The organism is Brevibacterium sp. Mu109 (genome assembly GCF_900169375.1).
Lineage (GTDB): Bacteria > Actinomycetota > Actinomycetes > Actinomycetales > Brevibacteriaceae > Brevibacterium > Brevibacterium yomogidense_A.
The window spans coordinates 83,323-104,744 of sequence record NZ_FXZF01000012.1 but is presented as its reverse complement, the minus strand read 5'-3'; the positions used below and the strand labels follow the sequence as shown (position 1 = coordinate 104,744).

Below are 21,422 nucleotides of genomic sequence, written 5' to 3'. Positions count from 1 at the left end.
CAGCGATCGTTGCTTGCAGCCATCCTATGACGCAGATCACACTGAGGGGCATCGAGCACCACGTTCCGATCCGCCAGGGAGGCCGCCGTGTCCGCTTCAACCGAACTGCGGGAGGAGACCGGCCGGAGACGATTCGCTGTTCCGCACGTCTACGTCATCATCTCCGGCCTCATCCTCATCGCAGCTGCGGCGACGTACCTCGTGCCCGCCGGCTCCTTCGACCGGGAGACGGACGAGGCGGGCCAGGAGATCGTCGTCGACGGCACCTACCAAGCGGTCGAATCGACGCCTGCCGGAGTGATGGACATCCTCACCTCCGTCCACGCCGGGATGGTCGAGGCGGCTCCCATCATCTTCTTCGTGTTCATCGTCGGCGGAGCATTCGGCGTCTTCAGGGCCACTGGCACTGCCGATGCGGCAGTGTCCCGGATCGCGGCGAAGGCGAACGGCCGGGAGATCGTCGTCGTCCCCGCCCTCATGATCTTCTTCGCGATCGGCGGAGCGGTCTTCGGACTGGCGGAAGAGACGATCCCGTACATCATGATCATTGCGCCGCTCGCGATCATGCTGGGCTACGACTCACTGGTCGGGGCCGCGATCGTCCTGGTCGGGGCGGGCTCCGGGTTCGCCGCGGCCTTCATGAACCCGTTCACCATCGGCGTCGCACAGGGCATCGCCGGAATCCCGATCTTCTCCGGCTTCGGCACCCGTCTGGCCTTCTGGGCGATCTTCGTCTCCGTGAGCATCATCTATGTCACCTGGTATGCCGTTCGTGTGCGGCGGAACCCGAAGCTCAGCATCATGTACGAGACCGACCGCACGCGCGACGACATCCATCCCGCGGAATCCGCACCCCTGGGCCCGCGGCACATCGCCAACATCGTCGTCCTGCTGCTGACCGTCTGCGTCCTCGCGGGCGGTGTCATGGCCTTCGGCTGGTACATCCCGGAGATCTCAGGCCTGTTCCTCGCCATGGGAGTGATCATGGCGATCATCGGAGGACTCGGATTCAGCCGGACGGCGGAGGCCTTCGTCGAAGGATTCCTCGCGATGACGATGGGCGCACTCGTGATCGGACTGGCCTATGCCGTCCTGACCGTCCTCAAGGACGGCAACATCATGGACACCCTGATCTTCGGCATGGCCGGTTCCGTGAGCCAGCTGCCCACGGAGTTCGCGGCGATGGGCATGTACGCGGTCCAGAGCCTCACGAACTTCGTCGTCCCGTCCGGCAGCGGGCAGGCGGCGCTGACGATGCCGATCATGGCCCCACTGTCCGACCTGGTGGGGGTCAGCCGTCAGACTGCCGTCCTCGCGTTCCAATTCGGTGACGGCATCTCCAACATCCTCGCCCCGACCTCGGGCTACTTCATGGCGGCGCTGGCCGCAGCGGGCGTCTCGTGGACGAAATGGGTCCGCTGGATCTGGCCTCTGATCCTCATCCAGTACGCGATGGGCGCAGCCTTCGTACTCGTCGCCCATCTCTTCATCTGGCCGGCGAACGGATGACGGCGCCATGACCCAGGATACAGAATCATCGAGCCTCCTCCTATCGGCCGCAGACTTCCGGGAAGCTGCGCCGCACCTCGAGAAGCAGGCGATCGCACACCGTCGACACCTGCATCGTCATCCGGAATTGTCCGGAGAAGAGCACGAGACGACGCGATACATCGCCGATCGCCTGAGCCGCCTGGGGATCCGGCTGCTCGACATCGACGGACCGGGGGTCGTCGCCCAGATCGATCGGGTGCCTGTCGGAGGCCCCGTGGTCGCACTGCGCGCAGATATCGATGCCCTGCCCGTGCCCGAGGATGACTCGAAGCCCACCGTCTCCGAACGACCGGGGGTCTCCCACGCGTGCGGGCACGACGGGCACGCGGCGATCCTGCTGACCGTGGCCGAATGGGTCTCCTCGCATACAGACCGGCTGCGCACCTCCGTGCGCTTCATCTTCCAGTCATCGGAGGAGCAGATCCCCAGCGGCGCTGAGCGCCTGGTCCGCCTGGGCGCCCTGGACGAGGTCGACCACATCTTCGGCCTGCACGTGTGGCACGAGGTGGCGAAGGGAGAAGTCGGCGTGGTGGAGGGGCCGATGATGGCCTCGACCGACGACTTCGACATCACCCTCACCGGACCGGGCGGTCACGGCGCCATGCCGCAGGATTCGATCGACCTGATCGTCACGGCGGCGCGACTGGTCACCGACCTGCAGACGATCGTCGCGCGGAAGCAGGATCCCCTGCAGCCTCTGGTGATCACCACCGGGCACCTCGAGGCCCCCGGCAACCACAACGTCCTTCCGTCACGAGCACTCCTGCAGGGCACTGTCCGCGCACTGGATCCGGACACCCGCGATCATGCGCAGCGCTGGATCACTGAGGCCGCAGACACAGCGGCCGCGCAGTCCGGCGCAGGGATCGACCTGTTCTACCAGAGGGGAACTCCTCCGGTGATCAATGATCCGGCTGCCGCCGCCTTCGTCCGGGCTGCCGCCGAACGCCATTGCCATGATGCTGTCGTCACGTCCATCCGACCCGTCATGGGCGGGGAGGATTTCAGCTTCTACCTCGAGCAGAGGCCGGGAGCGTTCGTCTTCGTCGGAATGGGAGGGCCTGTGAGCAGACACGCGCACCACACACCGCGGTTCGACATCGATGAGGATGTCCTGATGACAGGTGTGGAGCTGATGGTTGGAATCATCGATGAGTACGGTCGGGAGCACGGATGACGATCGTGCGGGCTGAGGCCATTGCGGTGAGGCTGCCCCTGCACCAGCCCTTCATCGTCTCCTACGGACGGTTCGACGATATGCCGTCGATCCTGCTGCGGATCGTCACGGACGACGGCGTCGAAGGCTGGGGCGAAGCGGTGCCGGACCCCCACGTGACAGGCGAGAGCTTCGAAGGGGCGTTCGCGTCCCTGTGCCATGTCCTGCTGCCGTGCATGAAAGGGCTCACGGTCTTCGACAGTGAGATCCTGCACCGGCGGATGGACAGCGCTCTGCTGGGAAACCCGTCCATCAAGGCCGCTGTCGACATCGCGTTCCATGATGCGATGTCGAGGACGCTGGGCGAACCGCTGTTCCACCTGCTGGGCGGACGAGCCCATGGATCTCTGATCCAGCCGTACGTCATCAGCATCAAGTCTCCGGATGATGCTGCCGTCGAGGCAGTGGCCGCAGTCGAGGAGGGCTTCGCGGAGATCAAACTGAAGGTCGGCGGCGACGACGGCCGCGACATCGAACGCATCCGGTCGCTGCACGACGCCGTGGGCGGTCGCGCGGCACTGCGGGTCGACGCCAATCAAGGATGGGATCGCAGCACTGCACTGCGCATCATCCGGGAAACCGCCGATTGCCGGGTCGACTGGTACGAGCAGCCGCTCCCGGCCCACGATGTGGAGGGGATGGCGGCTCTGCGTCACGCAACCGGCGCGAGACTGATGATCGATGAAGGAGTGCACTCGTCGTCGGACCTCGTCCGCGCGATCCGTCTGGATGCGGCTGACATGGTGAACATCAAACTCATGAAAGCCGGCGGAATCAGACCGTCCATCGGTCTCGTCTCTGTCGCCGAAGCCGCCGACATGCCCTGTCAGATCGGCTCCATGGTCGAATCCGCGGTGGGCACTGCGGCAGGCCTGCACGTCGCGCTGGCACGGTCGAATATCGTGTCCAACGAACTGGTGGGGCCGGAGATGATCGCCCAGGACGTGGCAGACCTCCGCGTCCCGTCCGGGCAGGTGACCTTTCCCGACGGGCCCGGCCTGGGGATCGAGGTGGACCTCGACACGGTCAGGTCTCTCACCGTGGACCGGCACGCGTGGAGTGCCTCAGCGCAGGAGTGAGCGGCAGGCATCGACATGCAAGCGCTGTGCGCTCCGATCAGAACGCGCCGAAGGTCATCCCCAGGCCTGCGATGAGTGCGACTCCGATGATCGGCGTGCCAATGGTGATGACGCCGATGTCCTTGTACGACTCGCGATGCGTGAGCCCGGTGACCAGCAGCAGCGTGATGACCGCGCCGTTGTGCGGCAGCGAGTCGAAGCTCGTCGACGCGGTGGCGACTGCGCGGTGGATGATCGCGGGATCGATGCCCTGCGCCGCAGCCATCTGGGCGAACTGGTCCCCGAAGGCCTCGAGCGTGATGGCGAGGCCGCCGGACGCGGACCCCGTCACACCGGAGATCACGGCCGTCGTCGCACTCGAGGTGAGCACGGCGTTCCCGCCCATGCCGAACAGCCCGTCGCGGATGACCGTGAATGCGGCCAGTGAGGTGATCACGGCACCGTAACCGACCTCGGTCGCGGTGTTGAAGACCGGCAGGACGGAGTTCTTCGCTCCCTCGGACAGCTCGTCGACCATGGCGCGCGCCCGCCGGGGCCGCAGGACGAACACGGACAGGATGGCGACGAGCATCGCCGCCGTCACCGACCAGACACCGATGACGTCTGCGACCGTCACATTGCCGAACAGGTCCTCGGCGAGGTAGTCGGTGTTCCACGACGGGATGATGAGGAACGTGAAGAGTGCGTTCGCGCCGATCACCACGATCAGCGGGAACAGACCGGCGAGGAACTCGAGCAGAGTCGTCCGCTTCGCCTCGACCGCGGTCGCCACACCGGCGGTGCCGGGTGCTGCGGGGACCGCACTGTCGTCGGCGGAACCGTCGTCGCCGGCCCCGCCCTCCGCGTGCGGCGCCGCCCCTCGCCGCTCCATCACGGTGAGGTCGTTGAAGCTCTCTCCGGCCGCACGGATCTTCTTCTCCCTCCACCGCAGGTAGAGGATGCTCAGGCCGAACATCACCAGACCGGTGATGAGGCCGAGGAAGGGCGCGGAGAAGGTGGTCGTGCCGAAGTAGCTGGTGGGCAGCGTGTTGTGGATCTGCGGCGAGCCCGGCAGCGTGCCGAGAGCGAACGTGAGGAAGCCTGCCGCGATCGCTGCGGGGACCAGGCGCTTGGGGATGTCAGCCTGCTGGAAGAGGGACCGGGCGATCGGGAAGACGGTGAAGACGACGACCCACGCGTTGATCCCCCCGTAGGTGAAGAGCGCACTGAGGAGTGCGGTGATGAAGATGGCGTGGCGAGCTCCGACGACGCGCGAGATCCAGCTGGCGATGCTCTCTGCGAACCCGCTGACGGTCATCAGCTTCCCGAAGATCGCCCCGGTGAGGAACATCGGGAAGTAGCTGATGATGAAGCCGCCCAGTGCGGGCATGAAGATCTGGGTGTACCCGGCCAGGAGCGGCACGCCGGCGAAGAGCATCGCCACGGCTGCGGCGATGGGGGCGACTGCGATCACCGAGTGGCCCCGATAGGCCAGTCCGATCAGCAGCGCCAATGACACGAAGATGCCTATGAGTCCCCACGACATGTACGTACCTCTCCCCGGTCGGCCGGCGCCTCAGCGCGGAGCCGGACCACTCGGCGTTCTTCAGTTTTCAGTCGGACGTCCGACTAATCCGAGGAGCAATGCTACTGCCGGCTGTGGTGGGCACCACGTCGGGTCCGCGATGTGTACCTGCACCTGTGAAGTGCGGCATACGGACGCGCATGCAGCGCGCACGTCGAAGCGTGCACAATCGAAGCGTTGTACGACATCCACGAAGAGGAGGAAGTTATGAGCAACGATCAGGACGGCATGGGCGGCGCCGACCCTCAGGACCAGCTGAATGACCTGCGGATGTCCGAGAAGGCCCTGCCGCTGCTGAACCACGTGAAGCAGTTCATCAAGGAGACCGTCGACCCGATGCATGAGGAGTGGCTCACGCTCGGCGAGGGCCACGAGGACCGGTGGACCTACGCGCCCGGACAGCTCGAGATTCTGCAGACGGCCAAGGACAAGGCGAAGGAGGAGGGTCTGTGGAACTTCTTCCTGCCCGATTCGGAGACCGGTGAGGGCCTGTCGAATCTCGACTACGCCTTCATCGCGATCGAGCTCGGCAAGAGCCCCCTGGCTTCGCAGGTGATGAACTGCTCCGCACCGGACACCGGCAACATGGAGGTCCTCGAGCGGGTCGGCACGCCTGAGCAGAAGGAGAAGTGGCTGCAGCCGCTGCTCGACGGCGAGATCCGCTCGGCGTATGCGATGACCGAGCCGGACGTCGCCACGTCCGATGCCAAGAACGTGAGCACGTCGGCAGTGCTGGAGAACGGCGAGTGGGTGATCAACGGCGAGAAGCACTACATCTCCGGTGCCGGGGATCCTCGCTGCAAGATCATGATCATGATGGTCAAGACCAACGATGACGGCGAGCGGGGTCGCAACCACTCGCAGATCCTCGTTCCGATGGACACCCCCGGAGTGGAGGTCGTCGGCCCGATGCACGTCTTCGGCGATGACCACGCCCCTGCGGGCCACATGCACATCCGCCTCACCGACGTGCGCGTCCCGGAGTCGAACATCCTCCTGGGTGAAGGTCGCGGATTCGAGATCTCGCAGCTGCGTCTGGGCCCGGGTCGCATCCACCACTGCATGCGCACCATCGGCAAGGCAGAGGTCGCCCTGGACTACATGGTCAAGCGCGGCAACTCACGCACGGCGTTCGGACAGCCGCTGTCCAAGCTGGGCGGCAACCTCGAGAAGATCTCCCGGGCGCGGATCGAGATCGAGTCGATGCGCCTGCTGGTGCTCAAGGCGGCCAAGGCCATGGACGTGCTGGGCAACAAGGAGGCCCGCATCTGGGTGTCGATGGCGAAGGCCGCGGTCCCGGAGAAGGCCTGCAAGATCATCGACCAGGCCATCCAGATCCACGGTGCGTACGGGATGTCGCAGTTCACGCCGCTTCCCGACCTGTACGCGGACGTGCGGCACCTGCGCTTCGCCGACGGACCGGATGAGGTCCACCACATGGTGGTCGGCCGCCACGAGCTGGCGCAGCACTGATCAGAGCACTCTCCACGCGCTGAGCACTGACAGCGCGCGGGTGACGGATCTGTTCCGGTCACCCGCGCGCTCTCGTCATGCGCACTCATGGCATGGGCGCGCTCAGCAGTGGGCGGTCGACTGCCCTCAGTCGCCGGTGATCTCCAGGGGCAGTGAATCATCGGCGGCCCATTCGGTCATCGACCCGTCGTACACCGCCACGTCATCGCGGCCCAGCTGGGCCAGGTGGAACGCGACGTAGGTCGCGGCGATCCCTCCGCCGCAGTAGGTGACGACGCTCCGATCCTCATCGAGTGCTCCGGTCGGAGTGAGCCGCTGTCGCACCGCATCCATCGACCCTGCACGATCATCGACCTTCAGGTCGCGACAGAAGACGTTGGCCGATCCGGGGATGTGGCCCCGTCGGGCGTAGACCTGCTTCGCACCGTCGAAGATGTCCGGGTCCAACGCATTGATGAGCTGCACATCGTCAGTCTCGAGTGCTGTGAGCACCGCCGCCTGATCCGCGAGCAGCTCGGGCCGACGCCGTGCGGTGAACGTGGCCGCAGGCGTCGTCTCCACACCTGCGGCGACGGGCAGATCCGCCTCCTGCCACGCGGCGAACCCGCCATCGAGGACCGACACCTCGTCGAAGCCCTCCAGACGCAGGTTCCACCACAGCCGGGTCGCCCACATGTCCTCCCCCTGGTCGTAGACGACGACGTGGGTTCCCTCGCCGATGCCCAGAGCCCCGGCCCTCCGCGCGAAGGCCTCGCTCGGCAGCACCGTGAAGTACCTCCCGGACTCCTGATCGGCGAACTCGAGGAGCAGATCGGCGAACACCGCCCCCGGGATGTGCGCCTGCTCGTAGGTGCTCCGCCCGCTTTCGGCGACGCGCGCTCCGTCACCCGCCGGCCGGTTCAGGAAGGTCGTCGCATCGACGATCAGGAGGTTCGGATCTGCTGCGTGTTCGGCGAGCCAGTCGGTGTCGACGAGGGCCGGGATGCTGGACATGTCTCTCCTGGAGTCGCGGTCGATACGGTCCGTGGTCGTGGTTCTGGTCAGTGGCGAGTCGAGCGCGAGTGCTCTGACCCGCCCTAGCGCGGCATGTCGACGAAGCGCGACTTCGCGCCCTGGAACGCGACCGGGATGTCACCCGTCGGGCCGTTCCTGTGCTTCGCGACGATGATGTCGGCCTCACCCGCACGCGGGTGCTCCTTGTCGTACATGTCCTCGCGGTGGATGAGCAGCACCATGTCCGCGTCCTGCTCGATCGAGCCGGACTCACGCAGGTCGGAGATCATCGGCCGCTTGTCCGTCCGCTGCTCCGACGAACGGTTCAGCTGCGACAGCGCGATGACCGGCACCTGGATCTCCTTCGCCAGCAGCTTGAGCGAACGGGAGAACTCCGAGACCTCCTGCTGACGCGATTCCACGCGCTTGCCCGACGACATGAGCTGCAGGTAGTCGATGACCACCATGCCCAGGTTGTGCTGCTGCTTGAGGCGGCGGCACTTCGCGCGGATCTCCGGCAGCGCCATATTCGGCGAATCGTCGAGGAACAGCGGCGACTCGTGGATCCGCCCCATCGTCGTCGCGACCGACGTCCAATCGCTCGAATCCAGTTCCCCGCGCCGCAGGTTCTGCAGTGGGATCGCCGTCTCCGCGCTCAGCAGTCGGAGCCCCAGCTCATCGGCTGACATCTCGAGGGAGAAGAACACGGTGGCCCGCGAGTTCTGGATCGCCGCCGACCGGACGAAGTCCAGTGCCAGCGTCGACTTGCCCACACCGGGACGCGCCGCGATGACGATCATCTGCCCCTCGTGCAGACCATTCGTCAGCTGGTCGAACTCCTCGAAGCCCGTCGGCACGCCCGCGGGACCGTCCACGTTGTCACTGAGCTTCTCGATGTTGTCGACGACACGGTCGATGACCACGCCCAGCTGCTGGTAGTCCTCCGTCGTCCGGCGCTCGGTGACCTGGTAGATCTCCGCCTGTGCGCTGTTGACGAGCTCTTCCGCGTCGCCCTCCGCGTCGAAGCCCATCTGCACGATCCTCGTGCCCGCCTCGACCAGCTTCCGCAGCAGCGCGGCCTCGCTGACGATCCGCGCGTAGTAGCCCGCATTGGCGGCGGTCGGCACGGAGGCGATGAGCGTGTGGAGGTAGGCCGCTCCGCCGATCCGCGCCAAGTCACCCGACTTCGTGAGTGAGGCCGCCACCGTCACGGCGTCCGCGGGCTCGCCCTTCGCATAGAGGTCGAGGATCGTCTCGTGGATCGTCTCGTGCGCCGGCTTGTAGAAGTCTTCGGGGCGCAGCACCTCGATGACGTCCGCGATCGCGTCCTTCGACAGCAGCATGCCGCCCAGGACGCTCTGCTCCGCCTCGACATCCTGCGGAGGCGTCCGCATACCCGCGTCCGACCGCTGCCACTCACCCGATTCGCTCACGCACACGCCTTTCCACACACACCCGACGGCACCGCCGCCACGAACCACCGCTCAGCCCCGCGCGCACCGCGCAGAACCGTCCGAGGACACCCGCCCAGCACGGAGTGCGGGGCACTCCAGGCTATCGCGTCGTCAGCCTCAGACCGCACCAGTGCGGGCGACCTGACTCCACCAGTATGAGTGCCGGCACGGACACGGGACGGGCGACCGAACCTGGCCGAGGCCTCGGGAACGGAGTCGTCCGCCGCCGAGGCCCCGGTCACCTGCCGCTTCCCGCGTCCGCCCCGCTCGCCCGCCGGTTCGCTCACGAGAGCGTTCTCACTCCCAGGTCGCGGTGTCCGGGTCGATGCCCTGGGCCCGTGCGTTCTCATCCACGATCGCGGTGAGCCACGCGGCGAGCCCGTCGGCCCGCTTGTCGTAGTGCTCCTGGAACCGGGGATCCTGCACGTACATGCGGGCGATGCACACCTGCTTCTGGTGGGTGACGGTGAACCACTGGCCGATCGAGGCGCGGTGGCGCTCCGCGAGCGCGTTCGCCTCCTCCGTTCCAGGACGGACTCCCGCGGTCATCGCGGCGGCGAGGTCTGCCTCGAACCCGTCGGTCTCCTCCTTCACCCGCTTCCAGTCCTCGGCGCTCATGCGGTTCTTGACCTGCTCGGACTGTGCCCATTCCGGGGTCTCGCCCCAGTTCTGCTGGGCCTCGTCCTCCCACGCCGGGTCCCAGTCGTCGCCCAGGATCTCCGCCTGCTGCTGTGCTGTCAGTCTGTTCTCGCTCATGTGAGCCTCCTTCATCGTGTCCACTGCGGCGACCATGCGCTGCAGGCGGTCGATTCGTTCGGAGAGCAGGGCGCGCTGGACGTCCAGCCGCTCGACGACGTCCGCACCCGGATCGTCCAGCAGGGTGCGCACCTCCGACAGCGACAATCCCAGTTCCCGGTACATGAGCACCTGCTGGATCCTGGCGATGTCCGACGCGGAGTAGACCCGATAGTCCGACCACGTCCGCTCCGCGGGGGTCACCAGCCCGATCGCATCCCAGTGATGCAGGGTGCGCACACTGATGCCCACTGCCTCAGCCGTTCGTCCGACCGTCAGGCCGTCGTCGTCCACTTCCACGTCCATGTCTCCATCCTCGACCACGGACACAACGGTGGGGCCTCACGCCGCGTGAGGGTCAACAGTGGGCTCACCCGCCTCGCCGCACTGAACGCGGCGACCTCTTCGTTCAGTTCTCTTGTCCGACATCCACCGCCGGGTCTACTGTCATTCCACCTGGCTTAATGCGCATTCAGCGGCCGTCGGTTCCTCTGGCCGCTGATGTCATCAGGCGCGGCGAGCCCATCCCGAGGAGGTGAGCGTGGCCTACGAGTACAGAGGGCACGACGTCGAGGGCGACGACCCCGGCGGCGCCGCGCGGATACGCGACGCCGCGATCGATCTCTACGGTCGGAACGGCTTCGACCCTGTGACGCTCAAGGACATCGCCGCAGCGGCGGGTGTCTCCGCACCGCTCGTCATCCACCACTACGGATCCACGGCCGGGCTGCGGGCCGCGTGCGACCGCCACATCGCGGATCAGGTCAGCCGTATGAAGACCGAGTCCGTGCACCGCGGTCGTCTGCCGCGCAGCTACGTCACCGAGCTCATGCAGACGCAGAAGCATCTGCTCCTCTACCTCTTCCGCGCGTTCGCGGTGGGCGGCGAGCAGACGGACCGTCTGTTCGATCAGCTCGTCGAGGACTCGCTCGTGTACACGGCGGAGGGAGAGGCGCTCGGCCTCGTGCACCCCTCGTCGGATCCGCGGCGCCGGGCGGTCATCATGATGCTCCAATCGTTCGGCGCGCTGCTTCTGCACCGCCAGATGAAGCGCCATCTGGGCGTCGACCCCATCGACGGCCCGCCGGAGGACATGGGCCCGTACATGGCGGGCGTCCTCGAGCTCTACACGCAGCCCGTCCTCAACGCTGACGTCTACCGCAACCTCATGGACATCGACGACACGCACGCAGACCACACGCATGCAGGAGACCCCTCATGACACCATCACACCCCCTCATCGCCGCCGAAGGCCTTGTGAAGTCCTTCGGATCCGTCCGCGCACTCGACCGTCTCGACCTGACGATCGCCGCCGGCGAAGTGCATGGCTTCCTCGGCCCCAACGGCGCGGGGAAGTCCACCGCGATCCGCATCCTCCTGGGACTCCTGCGGGCCGACGGCGGCAGCGTCCGCATGTTCGGCCGGGATCCGTGGAAGGACGCCGTCGAACTGCACCGTCGGCTCGCCTACGTCCCCGGCGACGTCGAGATCTGGCCGCACCTCACGGGCGGTGAGGTCATCGACATGTTCCTCCGCCTGCGCGGAAGCTACGACGCCCGGCGACGCAACGCTCTCGTCGAGCGCTTCGACCTGGATCCGCGGAAGAAGACGCGGACGTACTCGAAGGGCAACCGGCAGAAGGTCGCCCTCATCGCGGCGCTGGCCGCGGACGTCGACCTGCTGCTCCTCGACGAGCCCACCGCCGGCCTCGACCCCCTCATGGAGGGGGTGTTCCAGGAGGTCATCCGGGAGCGGCGGGCCGACGGGGTCACCGTTCTGCTCTCCAGCCACATCCTGTCGCAGGTCGAGGCGCTGTCGGACCGCGTCTCGATCATCCGTGCGGGCAGGATCGTCGAATCGGGCTCCCTCACGGACCTGCGCCACGTGACCCGGACGACCGTGGAGGTCGACACAGCGCACCCGCTCGACGACCTCGGCGGAATGGAGGGCGTGCACGGGCTGCGCACCGAAGGCGGTCGCACCGTCTTCGACGTCGACGGCGACCATGTCCCCCAGGTCATGACCGAGCTCGCTCCGCGGCACGTCCGGTCGCTCGTCGCCCATCCGCCCACGCTCGAGCAGCTGCTCATGCGCCACTACGGCGATTCTCCCGACGACCACACGGCCGGCGTCGGCACCGGCCCCGGCGACACGGGGACCGGCACCCCGACGTTCAGCAGCACCGCAGACGGCGCCGCCCCTCCCGACGGCGCGAAGCACTGAGGAGGACGAGACAGATGTCCACGCTCACCTCACCGACCACCTCGACCACCTCCGTGCGCGGCGCACGCGGCGGCGCACACGACTCCGGCACACACGACACGGGCACCGCGCGAAGCGGCACGCGGCCCCTCACTGGCACCCTGGGGCTCGTCCGCCTCATCCTGCGGGTCGACCGCATCCGCGCACTCGTCTGGGTCCTCGCCGTCGGTGCGATGGGCTTCTACTTCGCCCACGCGATCCAGGTGATCGCCGAGGACGAGGAGACGCTCGCGACACTCGGCGGCCTGTACTCCGATCCGGTCGGCCGCATGATGGTGGGGCCCGGCTTCGGGATGGAGGATCCCACGCACGCACGCTTCTTCGCCGCCGGGTACGCGCTCTTCGTCTACATCCTCATCGCACTCATGAGCGTCTTCACCGTCGTGAGGCACACGCGCGCGGACGAGCAGGCCGGGCGGGCGGAGCTCGTGCGCGCCAACGTCGTGGGCCGCCATGCGACCCTCACCGCCACCCTGCTCGTCACCTCGGGGCTCGTCCTCGCCGCGTCCGCACTCGTGCTCGCCGGCGGACTGAGCGCGGGCTACGCGTGGGAGGGCTCGCTCCTCGTGGCGACGACCGCCGCCGCTGTCGGGCTCTTCTTCACCGGCGCCTCGGCGACGGCGGCGCAGCTGGGCGAGTCGTCACGCGGCGCCTCCGCGCTGGGCGGCGGGCTGCTCGGTCTCGCCTACGTCATCCGGATGGCCGGCGATGCTCCCGAGGTCGGAGGCACCGCTCTCTCCTGGGCCTCACCCCTCGGATGGGCCCAGCAGACCGCGCCCTACGTCGACGACCTCTGGTGGCCGCTGCTTCCGCTCATGGGCGGCGCAGCCGTTCTCGCAGGGCTGGCGTTCTGGCTGTCCACCAGGCGCGATGTGGGCGCGGGGCTCCTCCCGGCCAGACTGGGGCGCGCCGAGGCCCGGCCCTCGCTCGGCACCCCACTGGGCCTCGCCCTGCGGACCCTGCGGGGCACGCTGCGCGGCTGGGCCATCGCCCTGCTGCTCACGTCACTCATGTTCGGTTCGTACGCGCAGACGATGCTGGACGCGGCGGGCTCTCTGCCTCCCGAACTCGCGGACGTCTTCGTGGGTGAGGACATCATGCTGGGATACCTCGCCTACATCGCGCTGTTCATGGCCGTCTTCGTGACCGCTGCGGGGGTGGGGAGCCTCCAGCAGGTCCGCAGCGAGGAGTCGAGCGGTCGCGCCGAGTACGCACTGTCCGCGCCGATGTCCCGCACCGCGTGGCTTGGCGCGCATCTCGCGGTCACCATCGGCGGGGCGCTCCTCATCCTCATCGCCGTCGGTGCGGCGCTGGGTGCGGGCGCCGCTGCCTCGCTCGAGGAGGACGGCGCCTCCCGCTTCGGAGAACTGCTGGCCGCCGGAGTGCTCAAGGCACCCGCGGTGCTGTGCATCCTGGGCATCGTCACGGCCCTGCTGGGCTGGCTGCCGCGTCTCGCAGCGCCCGTCGGGTGGCTGCTCGTGGGCTTCTCCGGGGTCATCGGGACGTTCGGCTCGCTGCTCGACCTGCCGGATTTCGTCTTCGACCTGGACCCGTTCGGCCACCTCGCCGAGTACCCCGTCGAGGAGGTCGTCTGGGAGCCGGTCGCCTGGCTCACCGCGATCGGTGCCGCGGGCATCGCGGCCGGCCTGGTGGGCTGGCGCCGCCGGGAGGTGGGCCGCATCTGACACCGCCGAGGCGCCCGTGCCGTCCCGGTGGAGTGCTGGGACTCCGCCGGGGCCTCGGCGGCGCAGTGCGGCGGGGTCAGTGCCCCGGTGCCGTCACTCCTCCCGACGGTCGCCCATCGTGAGCACGAGCTTGCCCGCGGTGCGGTTCGTCTCGCCCGCCTCGTGTGCGCGGGCGGCCTGCGTGAACGGGTAGGTCTCCGCGATCGTCGCCCGCAGCGTCCCGTCCTCGACCAGCTGCGCGATCTGCTGCATCGCGCCGCGGTCGGCCTCGACCAGGATGAGGGCGGCTCGCACGCCGAGCAGCTCCGCCTTCTCCTGCAGGCCCTCGGCACCGACGGGCACGGTCGAGACCATGATGCCGCCGGACTTCAGGGTCTCCAGGGAGCGCAGCTGGTTGTCGCCGCCGATGGTGTCGAGCACGATGTCGATGTCCCGTGCGGCCTCGACGAAGTCGGTCTCGCGGTAGTCGATGACCTCGTCGGCGCCCAGGCCGCGGACGAAGTCGTGCTTGGGCGCGCTGGCCGTGCCGATCACGTACGCACCGCGCGCCTTGGCGATCTGGACGGCGACGTGCCCCACTCCGCCTGCCGCAGCGTGGATGAGGACGCGGTCCCCTGCTGTGACCTGCGCGGTGTCGACCAGCGACTGCCATGCCGTGAGCGCGACCAGCGGGATCGCGCCGGCCTGCACGTGGTCGATCGACGCGGGCTTCGGGACGAACGCCCTCGTGGGACCGACGACGTACTCCGCATGGGACCCGGCGCCGTAGGGGTAGGGGAGCATGCCGAAGACCTCGTCGCCCGGCGCGAACAGCGTGACGCCGAGGCCGACCTCCTCGACCACTCCGGACACGTCCCAGCCCAGGGTGTAGGGCGGGTCGCCCAGGAACCTGCGGCCGGAGCGGTGCTTCCAATCCGTCGGGTTCACGCCCGCGGCCTCGACCCGCACGAGGATCTCGCTGATGCCGGGAGCCGGGCGCGGGACCTCGACCTCATGGAGGACCTCGGGCCCGCCGTGCTCCTGCTGGCGGATCGCCGTCATCTGCGGCTGGTCGTGCGTCGTGTCATCGGATGACGTCATCGATGTCTGCCCCCCCCCTCTTCTGTGGAATGCGCGTCATGGTCGTCGAAAGGACGAGACCCTGTACTCGTGCAACCGTAGGCATGCATCCGACATTCCGAGGGCTTCGGGACGCGCACCCATGGACGGACCGGCAGGGAGCGTCACCCGCCGGGCAGCACGAGAGTGAGGGCATGGATCGCGACGCCCACGAGCGCACCGATGACCGTGCCGTTGATCCGGATGTACTGCAGGTCGCGGCCGACGTACAGCTCGATGCGATCGGAGGCCTCCTTCGCGTCCCAGCCGGCGATCGTGTCCGAGATGACGGAGGCGAGCTCCGGACCGAACGATTCGACGAGGTCGCCGGCGGTCGTGGCGATCCGCTCGTCCATCTCTGAGGCGAAGGCGCGATCCGTGCGCATGCGCTCCGCGGCCTCCGTGAGGAGAGCGCGGACACGCGCGTGGACAGGTCCGTCCTCATCCAGGACGGCGGCCCGCAGCAGGCGCTTCAGCGACGACCAGATCTCCAGCACCGCGTCGACGACGCCGTCCTGTGTGAGCAGGTCGTCGAGGACCTTCTCCGCGCGCTCGGACAACGGCGTGTTCCCGCGCAGGTCCTGGGACACCTCCACGAGCCACGCGTCCAGCGCCTGGCGCGCGCGATGGAAGCGGTCATCGCGGACCTCTGCCGTCCATTCGAGGACCTCGCGGCGCAGGCGATTGGAGACGACGTCATTCACGAAGCGCGGAGCCCAGTCGGGCGACTTCTGCTGGACGATGTCGTCGATGACCTGCGGGTTCTCCGACAGCCATGCGTGGGCCTCGCCGACGATGAGATCGACGAGGTGGTGGTGCGCACCCTCGTCCACGATCTCCCGGATGAGCATCCCCAGAGCGGGCGACTTCCGGGTCGACACGAGTTTGGGGACGAGCACATTGCGGGTGAGGTCCGCGATCGCCTCATCGTCCACCCGTGCCAGCACGTACTCGAGGCCCTGGCCTGCACGACGGACCACGATGTCCTGATTGCGGGGTGCGATGAGCCAGTCACCGGCTCTGCGCGTGAGCTCTGCGGTGCGGATCTTCGTCGACACAGTCTCCGCCTGGAGGAAGTTCGCCGCAACGAAGTGGGCCATGCTCGCTCCAAGCGTGTCCTTCTTCCGCGGGATGATCGCGGTGTGCGGGATCGGCAGCCCCATCGGGTGGCGGAACAGGGCCGTCACCGCGAACCAGTCCGCGATCGCGCCGATCATCGCGGCCTCGGACGCGCGGGCGACGAAGCCCCACACCCCCGTCATGTCCGTGAGGAGGTGGACGAGGAGGAAGACGACCGCCGCCAGCGCCAGCAGCGAGGTCGCGAGGATCCACATGCGGCGCAGCGCCACGGCGCGCGCCAGGTCGTCCGCCTCGCTGCCCTCGCGGGCGAGCGCGGGACGCTCGTCCTGCGAGGTGCGGCGCGACGCAGGTCCGGAGGGCGTCTCCGGCGGACGCTCCTGGCGCGGGGGCGTCTCCGGCGGGGGCGTCTCCTGCGGTCCGGCGGCGGATGGTTCGATGCTCACAGCACCACGCTACCGCGCGGTCGGCCCCACGGAGCGGCGGCAGGGCGGGGATGCGCACGGGATGCGCTCCGCCGCCCTGCCGCAGATTCCGGACAGGCCCGCCCCACTCAGTCGAGACCGGTGATCCGGAATCCCGAATGGACCTTGTTGCGGATGTTGATGCCGATGAGGATCGGGGTGATCCCCTCGACCATCCGGCTCATCTCCAGCCGACCGGCGTCGACCACCCGGAGCCCCTCGATCGAGCTGAGCAGCTCCGTCACCGCGGCCTTGTCGGCCTTGCGATCCCCGCAGATGAGCGTGTCCTGCGACAGTGGCAGATTCGGATCCGCCAGGTCATCCGCGCTGAGCGTGTGCAGACCGGACACGACCGCGACCCCCTCCGGCACCAGTGCGGCAGCCTGCTGCGCTGCGGACCCGTGCCACACGCCCACCAGCTGCGTGGGCCGACCGCCGATCGCCGGGCCCAGTGGGACGCACGCGTCGAGGACGATCTGCCCGGCCCGCAGCCGGTCCTTCACCGACCCCAGCGTCTTCGCCTGGTTGGCGAACGGCACCGCGACCAGCACCACGTCCGCACCGTCCGCGGCATCACCGTTGTCCGCTCCCGTGACGGCCGCGGACCCGGTCAGCTGGGCCACCTCCGTCGCCGAGGCCGTTGCCCGGTCCGCGTCCCGCGACCCGATCACGACCCGGTGACCGGCCTTCGCCAGCCGCACGGCCATGCCCCGGCCCAGGTTCCCCGTGCCGCCCAGGATCGCGACCGTCCTGGTCTGGGTGCCGCTCGTCTCCGTCATATCGTCTCCTGTCCTCGACTGCCTGGTGGATGGTGCCTGTCGCGGATCGTCTCCGCCTCGGTCGCCCCGGTCCGAAGGACCGGGACGACCGTGTCGCGGACCGCTCTACCGCTGGCCCTGCTCGTCCAGACCCGCGCGGACGTCGAAGGCCGCACGGCCTCCGTCGTCGGCCGGGTCCCCGGGCTCCTGCCGCGGGGTCTCCTCGACGATGAGCGCACCGTCCTGCGTACGGCCGAGGATGCGGTGGCCGTACAGGCCGTAGTTCTCCCGCAGCCGCAGCGCTTCGAGGCTCTGACTGCCCGTGCCGCCCACAGAGATCGTCGTGCCGCCCACGGGGTCCTCTGCCACGTCCTCGGCTGGCGCGAAGAACCGGCAGACGTGGTACATGACGAGGACGACGATCGTGCCGAACGCGATGCCGGACAGGGTGAAGGTCTCCGTCACGACAAGGCTCACATCGCCGATCGCGATGATGATGCCCGCGGAGATCGGGACGATGTTGATGGGCTTCGAGAAGTCGACCCTGTTCTCGCTCCAGATCTTCGCGCCCAGGAGGCCGATCATGCCGTAGAGGACGACTGTGATGCCCGCCAGCACACCACCGGGGGTCGCAGAGATGATCGCGCCGAACTTGGGCGAGAAGCCGAAGATGATCGCCACGATGCCCGCGATGTAGTAAGCCGCGGTGGAGTAGACGCGGGTCTGCGCCATGACGCCGATGTTCTCCGCGTACGTCGTCGTGGGCGAACCGCCGATGCTCGTCGCCACGACCGTCGCGATGCCGTCGGCCGCGACCGCACGACCCATGTAGGGATCGAGACGGTCGCCGGTCATCTCCTCGACCGCCTTCACGTGACCCACGTTCTCCGCCACCAGCGCGATGACGGCGGGGAGCATGAGGATGATGAACGCGGCGTTGAACTCCGGCAGGTGCCAACCCACGACCCCGGCCGCGGTGTCCGTGGCCGGCGGGAAGCCCACCCACGGGGCGGTCATGACGCCCGACCAGTCGACGCGGAAGTGCGTGTCCACCGCGTCCGTCGCCGCGTTGTACGAGGTGATCTGCCCGAAGACGCTGTCGAAGACCCAGGACAGCACATAGCCGAAGGCCAGCCCCAGGAGGATCGCGATCCGTCCCAGGAAGCCCCGCAGGGCCACCGACATGACGATGATGACCACCATGACGATGACGGCGATCCATTGATCCTGCGGCCAGTACACGCCGGCGACCACGGGAGCGAGGTTGAAGCCGATGAGCAGCACGACCGCACCCGTCACGACCGGCGGCAGCACCTTCACGAGGATGCCCGCACCCAGGAAGTGGATGAGGACGCCCACGAGTGCGAGCACGACGCCGGCGACCAGGATGGCGCCGGTCACCTGCTGCGGGGTGCCGCCCTGCGCGGTCACCGCGGCGACGCCGCCCACGAACGCGGCGGAGGTGCCCAGGTAGCTGGGCACCTTCCCGTTCACGATGAGCAGGAAGATGATCGTCGCGAACCCGCTCATCATGACGGCCAACTGGGGGTTGAGGCCCATGACGATGGGGAAGACGAACGTCGCCCCAAACATCGCGACGACGTGCTGGGCGCCCAGCCCCGCCGTCCTCGGCCAACTCAGCCGTTCACCGGGGGCGACCGCGCCACCGGGGGCGATGTTCTTCCCATCACCGTGTAGTTTCCATCCGAATGCTGACATGACTCACTCCTCGTCCGGCACCATCGGGCCGTGTCAGGTACCGCCGGCGGGGAGCCGGACGGCTCCGCTCAGGATTTCGCCTGCAGGCGCTCCGTGAACGCGGGGATGAGCGTCTCCCCGTACACGCGCAGCGTCTCCTCCTTGTTGTCGTGGTCCAGGTATCCCGCGAACTGCGTGACTCCCAGCTCCTTGTACTGCTCCAGCTTCTTCGCGTGCTCCTCGGCCGTGCCGATGATGCAGAAGCGCTCAACGATCTCGTCCGGGACGAAATCGACGTGGTCGTTGTCCGACCGTCCGTGGTCGTTGTAGTCGTATCCCTGACGGCCCTCGATGTAGTCCGTGAGGGCGCGGGGCACCGTGCCGTCCCCGCCGTAGCGGGTGACGATGTCCGCCACGTGGTTGCCCACCATGCCGCCGAACCAGCGGCACTGGTCGATCGCGTGCTTCTTGTTCTCCTCTGTGCCGTCCGTGACGTAGAAGGGAGCAGCGACGCAGAACTTCACGTCATCGGGGTTCCGTCCCACGCCCGCGGCGGCCTCGCGCACGGTCCTGATCATCCACTCGGCGATCTCGACGTCGCCGCACTGCAGGATGAAGCCGTCACCGGTCTCACCCGCGATCGCCAGTGCCTTGGGTCCGTAGGCCGCGACGTACACGTCCAGCTCCGAGCCGTGCGACCAGGGGAAGCGGATCTCTGAGCCGTTCAGCTCGACGGACCGGGAGTTCGCCAGGTTCTGGATGATCCCGATCGCCTCGCGGAACTCCTTGAGCGTCGTGGGCTTCTTGTTCATCACGCGCAGCGCGGAATCGCCGCGACCGATCCCGCAGACGGTGCGGTTGCCGAAGTGGTCATTCAGGGTCGCGTACAGGGACGCCGTGACGGTGAGATCGCGGGTCGCGGGGTTCGTGACCATGGGGCCGACCTTGATGCGGTTGGTCGCGTCGAGGATCAGCGAGTAGAGGACGTAGGGCTCGTGCCACAGGATGTGCGAGTCATAGGTCCAGAAGTGGGAGAACTTGTGCTCCTCTGCCTTCTTCGCCAGTGAGATCGTGCGTGCTGCGGGCGGGTTGGCCTGGATGACGACTCCGAAGTCCATCGGTGGGGTCTCCTTCGATTCGGGGTTTCGGCGTGATGCGTGTGGGACGCGACGCCCGCGTCAGGGTGCGGTGATCGAGTCGTACGTGTCGGGGCGGCGGTCTCGGTAGAACTGGAAGTTGTCACGCGCCTCGCGCACCTGGCTCAGGTCCAGATCGCGGATGAGGATCTCCTCGTTCGACGACGAGGCCGTGCCGCCCACGTAGTTGCCCTGCGGATCCGCGAAGTAGGACGTCCCGTAGAAGTCGACGGCCTCATCGCCGTACTCGTTGTCCTCGCGGCCCACCCTGTTCGAGACGGCGACGAAGTACTGGTTCGCTCCGGCGGCTGCGGTCTGCTCGAGCTCCCACAGCCGGTTCGACAGGCCGGGCTTCGAGGCGTTGGGGTTGAAGACGATCTCCGCGCCCGCGAGGCCCAGCATGCGCCACCCCTCGGGGAAGTGCCGGTCGTAGCAGATGGTGACGCCCACCCGCCCGATCGCGGTGTCGAAGACGGGCCAGCCCAGGTTGCCGGGGCGGAAGTAGAACTTCTCCCAGAAGTTCTGCACGTGCGGAAGGTGGTTCTTCCGGTAGATGCCGCGGTTGCTGCCGTCCGCGTCGACGACGACGGCGGTGTTGTAGTAGACGCCGGGCATCTGCTCCTCGTAGATCGGCAGGATCGTGACGAGGCCCAGCTCCTTCGCGAGCGCCTGGAACCGCTGCACGATGGGGCCGTCGACCGGCTCTGCGAACGCGTAGTACTTCCGGTCCTGCGTGATGCCGAAGTACGGGCCGTAGAACAGCTCCTGGAAGCTGATCGCCTGGGCGCCCTGCGCTGCGGCGTCGTGCATGAACTGCTCGTGCTTGTCGAGCATCGACTCCTTGTCGCCGGTCCAGGTGGTCTGAGTGACTGCGACGCGAACCATGGTTGCTCCTCGGTTATCGGTGGCGTGCTCCTGCCGGCTGCGCTTCCGGGCGACCGCCCCGTGGTGCGTCGGGGTCGTCCGGTCCCTGCGGTGCCGGGGTGTGCACCCATCGTCACTCAGGCAGTGTGACGTGTCTAACATCCAGTTCTGGCCAGACTCGCCACCGAAATCGATGAGCCCATGCGGAGAGACCGCCCCCGAGGCCGGGGAGACCCCGCACGGACGGAACCGGTC

General features: G+C 67.9%; 17 protein-coding genes. 7 read left to right on the top strand and 10 right to left on the bottom strand.

Annotated elements, in window-relative coordinates:
* Positions 1–87 precede the first annotated feature (87 nt).
* From BSP109_RS09160 to BSP109_RS09150, 3 genes are read left to right on the top strand one after another with little or no spacing between them, the layout of a single operon-like run.
* The gene (locus tag BSP109_RS09160; RefSeq protein ID WP_101600125.1) at positions 88–1,509 is read left to right on the top strand and encodes a YfcC family protein; all 1,422 of its coding nucleotides are present in this window, start codon (positions 88–90) and stop codon (positions 1,507–1,509) included.
* A 7-nt stretch (positions 1,510–1,516) separates the two neighbouring features.
* Positions 1,517–2,728: a M20 family metallopeptidase gene (locus BSP109_RS09155; protein WP_101600124.1), complete on the top strand. Its 1,212-nt coding sequence runs from the start codon at positions 1,517–1,519 to the stop codon at positions 2,726–2,728.
* Complete coding sequence (locus BSP109_RS09150; protein WP_101600123.1) at positions 2,725–3,846, top strand: mandelate racemase/muconate lactonizing enzyme family protein; 1,122 nt, start codon at positions 2,725–2,727, stop codon at positions 3,844–3,846. Before BSP109_RS09155 ends, BSP109_RS09150 begins: the two co-directional genes overlap by 4 nt.
* A 37-nt stretch (positions 3,847–3,883) precedes the next feature.
* Here the strand turns inward: BSP109_RS09150 and BSP109_RS09145 are convergent, their stop codons facing one another.
* The gene (locus BSP109_RS09145) at positions 3,884–5,371 is read right to left on the bottom strand and encodes a GntP family permease (protein ID WP_101600122.1); all 1,488 of its coding nucleotides are present in this window, start codon (positions 5,369–5,371) and stop codon (positions 3,884–3,886) included.
* Between the two features lie 246 nt (positions 5,372–5,617).
* Here BSP109_RS09145 and BSP109_RS09140 point away from each other — a divergent pair, with 246 nt between their 5' ends.
* Positions 5,618–6,883 (top strand): acyl-CoA dehydrogenase family protein, encoded by a 1,266-nt coding sequence (locus tag BSP109_RS09140; RefSeq protein ID WP_219618520.1) that lies wholly within the window; start codon positions 5,618–5,620, stop codon positions 6,881–6,883.
* 126 nt (positions 6,884–7,009) lie between these two features.
* Here the strand turns inward: BSP109_RS09140 and BSP109_RS09135 are convergent, their stop codons facing one another.
* The 3 genes from BSP109_RS09135 to BSP109_RS09125 all read right to left on the bottom strand — a co-directional run bounded on the left by BSP109_RS09135 (position 7,010) and on the right by BSP109_RS09125 (position 10,431).
* Positions 7,010–7,876: a sulfurtransferase gene (locus tag BSP109_RS09135; RefSeq protein WP_101600121.1), complete on the bottom strand. Its 867-nt coding sequence runs from the start codon at positions 7,874–7,876 to the stop codon at positions 7,010–7,012.
* A gap of 83 nt (positions 7,877–7,959) precedes the next feature.
* Complete coding sequence (gene dnaB, locus BSP109_RS09130) at positions 7,960–9,270, bottom strand: replicative DNA helicase (RefSeq protein ID WP_087004018.1); 1,311 nt, start codon at positions 9,268–9,270, stop codon at positions 7,960–7,962.
* Positions 9,271–9,627: 357 nt separating this feature from the next.
* Positions 9,628–10,431 (bottom strand): MerR family transcriptional regulator, encoded by an 804-nt coding sequence (locus BSP109_RS09125; RefSeq protein WP_101600120.1) that lies wholly within the window; start codon positions 10,429–10,431, stop codon positions 9,628–9,630.
* Between the two features lie 235 nt (positions 10,432–10,666).
* On the opposite strand from BSP109_RS09125, the gene BSP109_RS09120 reads away from it, so the two are divergent.
* The 3 genes from BSP109_RS09120 to BSP109_RS17280 are packed head-to-tail and all read left to right on the top strand — an operon-like array spanning position 10,667 to position 14,072.
* Positions 10,667–11,347 (top strand): TetR family transcriptional regulator, encoded by a 681-nt coding sequence (locus tag BSP109_RS09120; RefSeq protein WP_180959671.1) that lies wholly within the window; start codon positions 10,667–10,669, stop codon positions 11,345–11,347.
* Positions 11,344–12,348, top strand: a complete 1,005-nt coding sequence (locus BSP109_RS09115) for an ABC transporter ATP-binding protein (RefSeq protein ID WP_101600118.1) — start codon at positions 11,344–11,346, stop codon at positions 12,346–12,348. The genes BSP109_RS09120 and BSP109_RS09115 overlap by 4 nt, the downstream gene beginning before the upstream one ends.
* Positions 12,349–12,362: 14 nt before the next feature.
* Positions 12,363–14,072, top strand: coding sequence for an ABC transporter permease (locus tag BSP109_RS17280; RefSeq protein ID WP_101600117.1), 1,710 nt, complete (start codon positions 12,363–12,365; stop codon positions 14,070–14,072).
* Between the two features lie 93 nt (positions 14,073–14,165).
* On the opposite strand, the gene BSP109_RS09105 is transcribed toward BSP109_RS17280, so the two are convergent.
* The 6 genes from BSP109_RS09105 to BSP109_RS09080 all read right to left on the bottom strand — a co-directional run bounded on the left by BSP109_RS09105 (position 14,166) and on the right by BSP109_RS09080 (position 21,188).
* The gene (locus BSP109_RS09105) at positions 14,166–15,152 is read right to left on the bottom strand and encodes an NADP-dependent oxidoreductase (protein WP_101600116.1); all 987 of its coding nucleotides are present in this window, start codon (positions 15,150–15,152) and stop codon (positions 14,166–14,168) included.
* A 143-nt stretch (positions 15,153–15,295) separates the two neighbouring features.
* A complete protein-coding gene (locus BSP109_RS09100; RefSeq protein ID WP_257944625.1) occupies positions 15,296–16,693 on the bottom strand; it encodes a DUF445 domain-containing protein in 1,398 nt (465 codons plus the stop codon).
* Positions 16,694–16,800: 107 nt separating this feature from the next.
* Positions 16,801–17,490, bottom strand: coding sequence for an NADPH-dependent F420 reductase (gene npdG / locus BSP109_RS09095; RefSeq protein WP_101600115.1), 690 nt, complete (start codon positions 17,488–17,490; stop codon positions 16,801–16,803).
* A gap of 105 nt (positions 17,491–17,595) precedes the next feature.
* Positions 17,596–19,188, bottom strand: coding sequence for a uracil-xanthine permease family protein (locus tag BSP109_RS09090; RefSeq protein WP_101600114.1), 1,593 nt, complete (start codon positions 19,186–19,188; stop codon positions 17,596–17,598).
* Between the two features lie 68 nt (positions 19,189–19,256).
* Positions 19,257–20,285, bottom strand: coding sequence for a TIGR03842 family LLM class F420-dependent oxidoreductase (locus BSP109_RS09085; protein ID WP_101600113.1), 1,029 nt, complete (start codon positions 20,283–20,285; stop codon positions 19,257–19,259).
* 60 nt (positions 20,286–20,345) lie between these two features.
* Positions 20,346–21,188, bottom strand: coding sequence for a nitrilase-related carbon-nitrogen hydrolase (locus BSP109_RS09080; protein WP_101600112.1), 843 nt, complete (start codon positions 21,186–21,188; stop codon positions 20,346–20,348).
* Positions 21,189–21,422 lie beyond the last annotated feature (234 nt).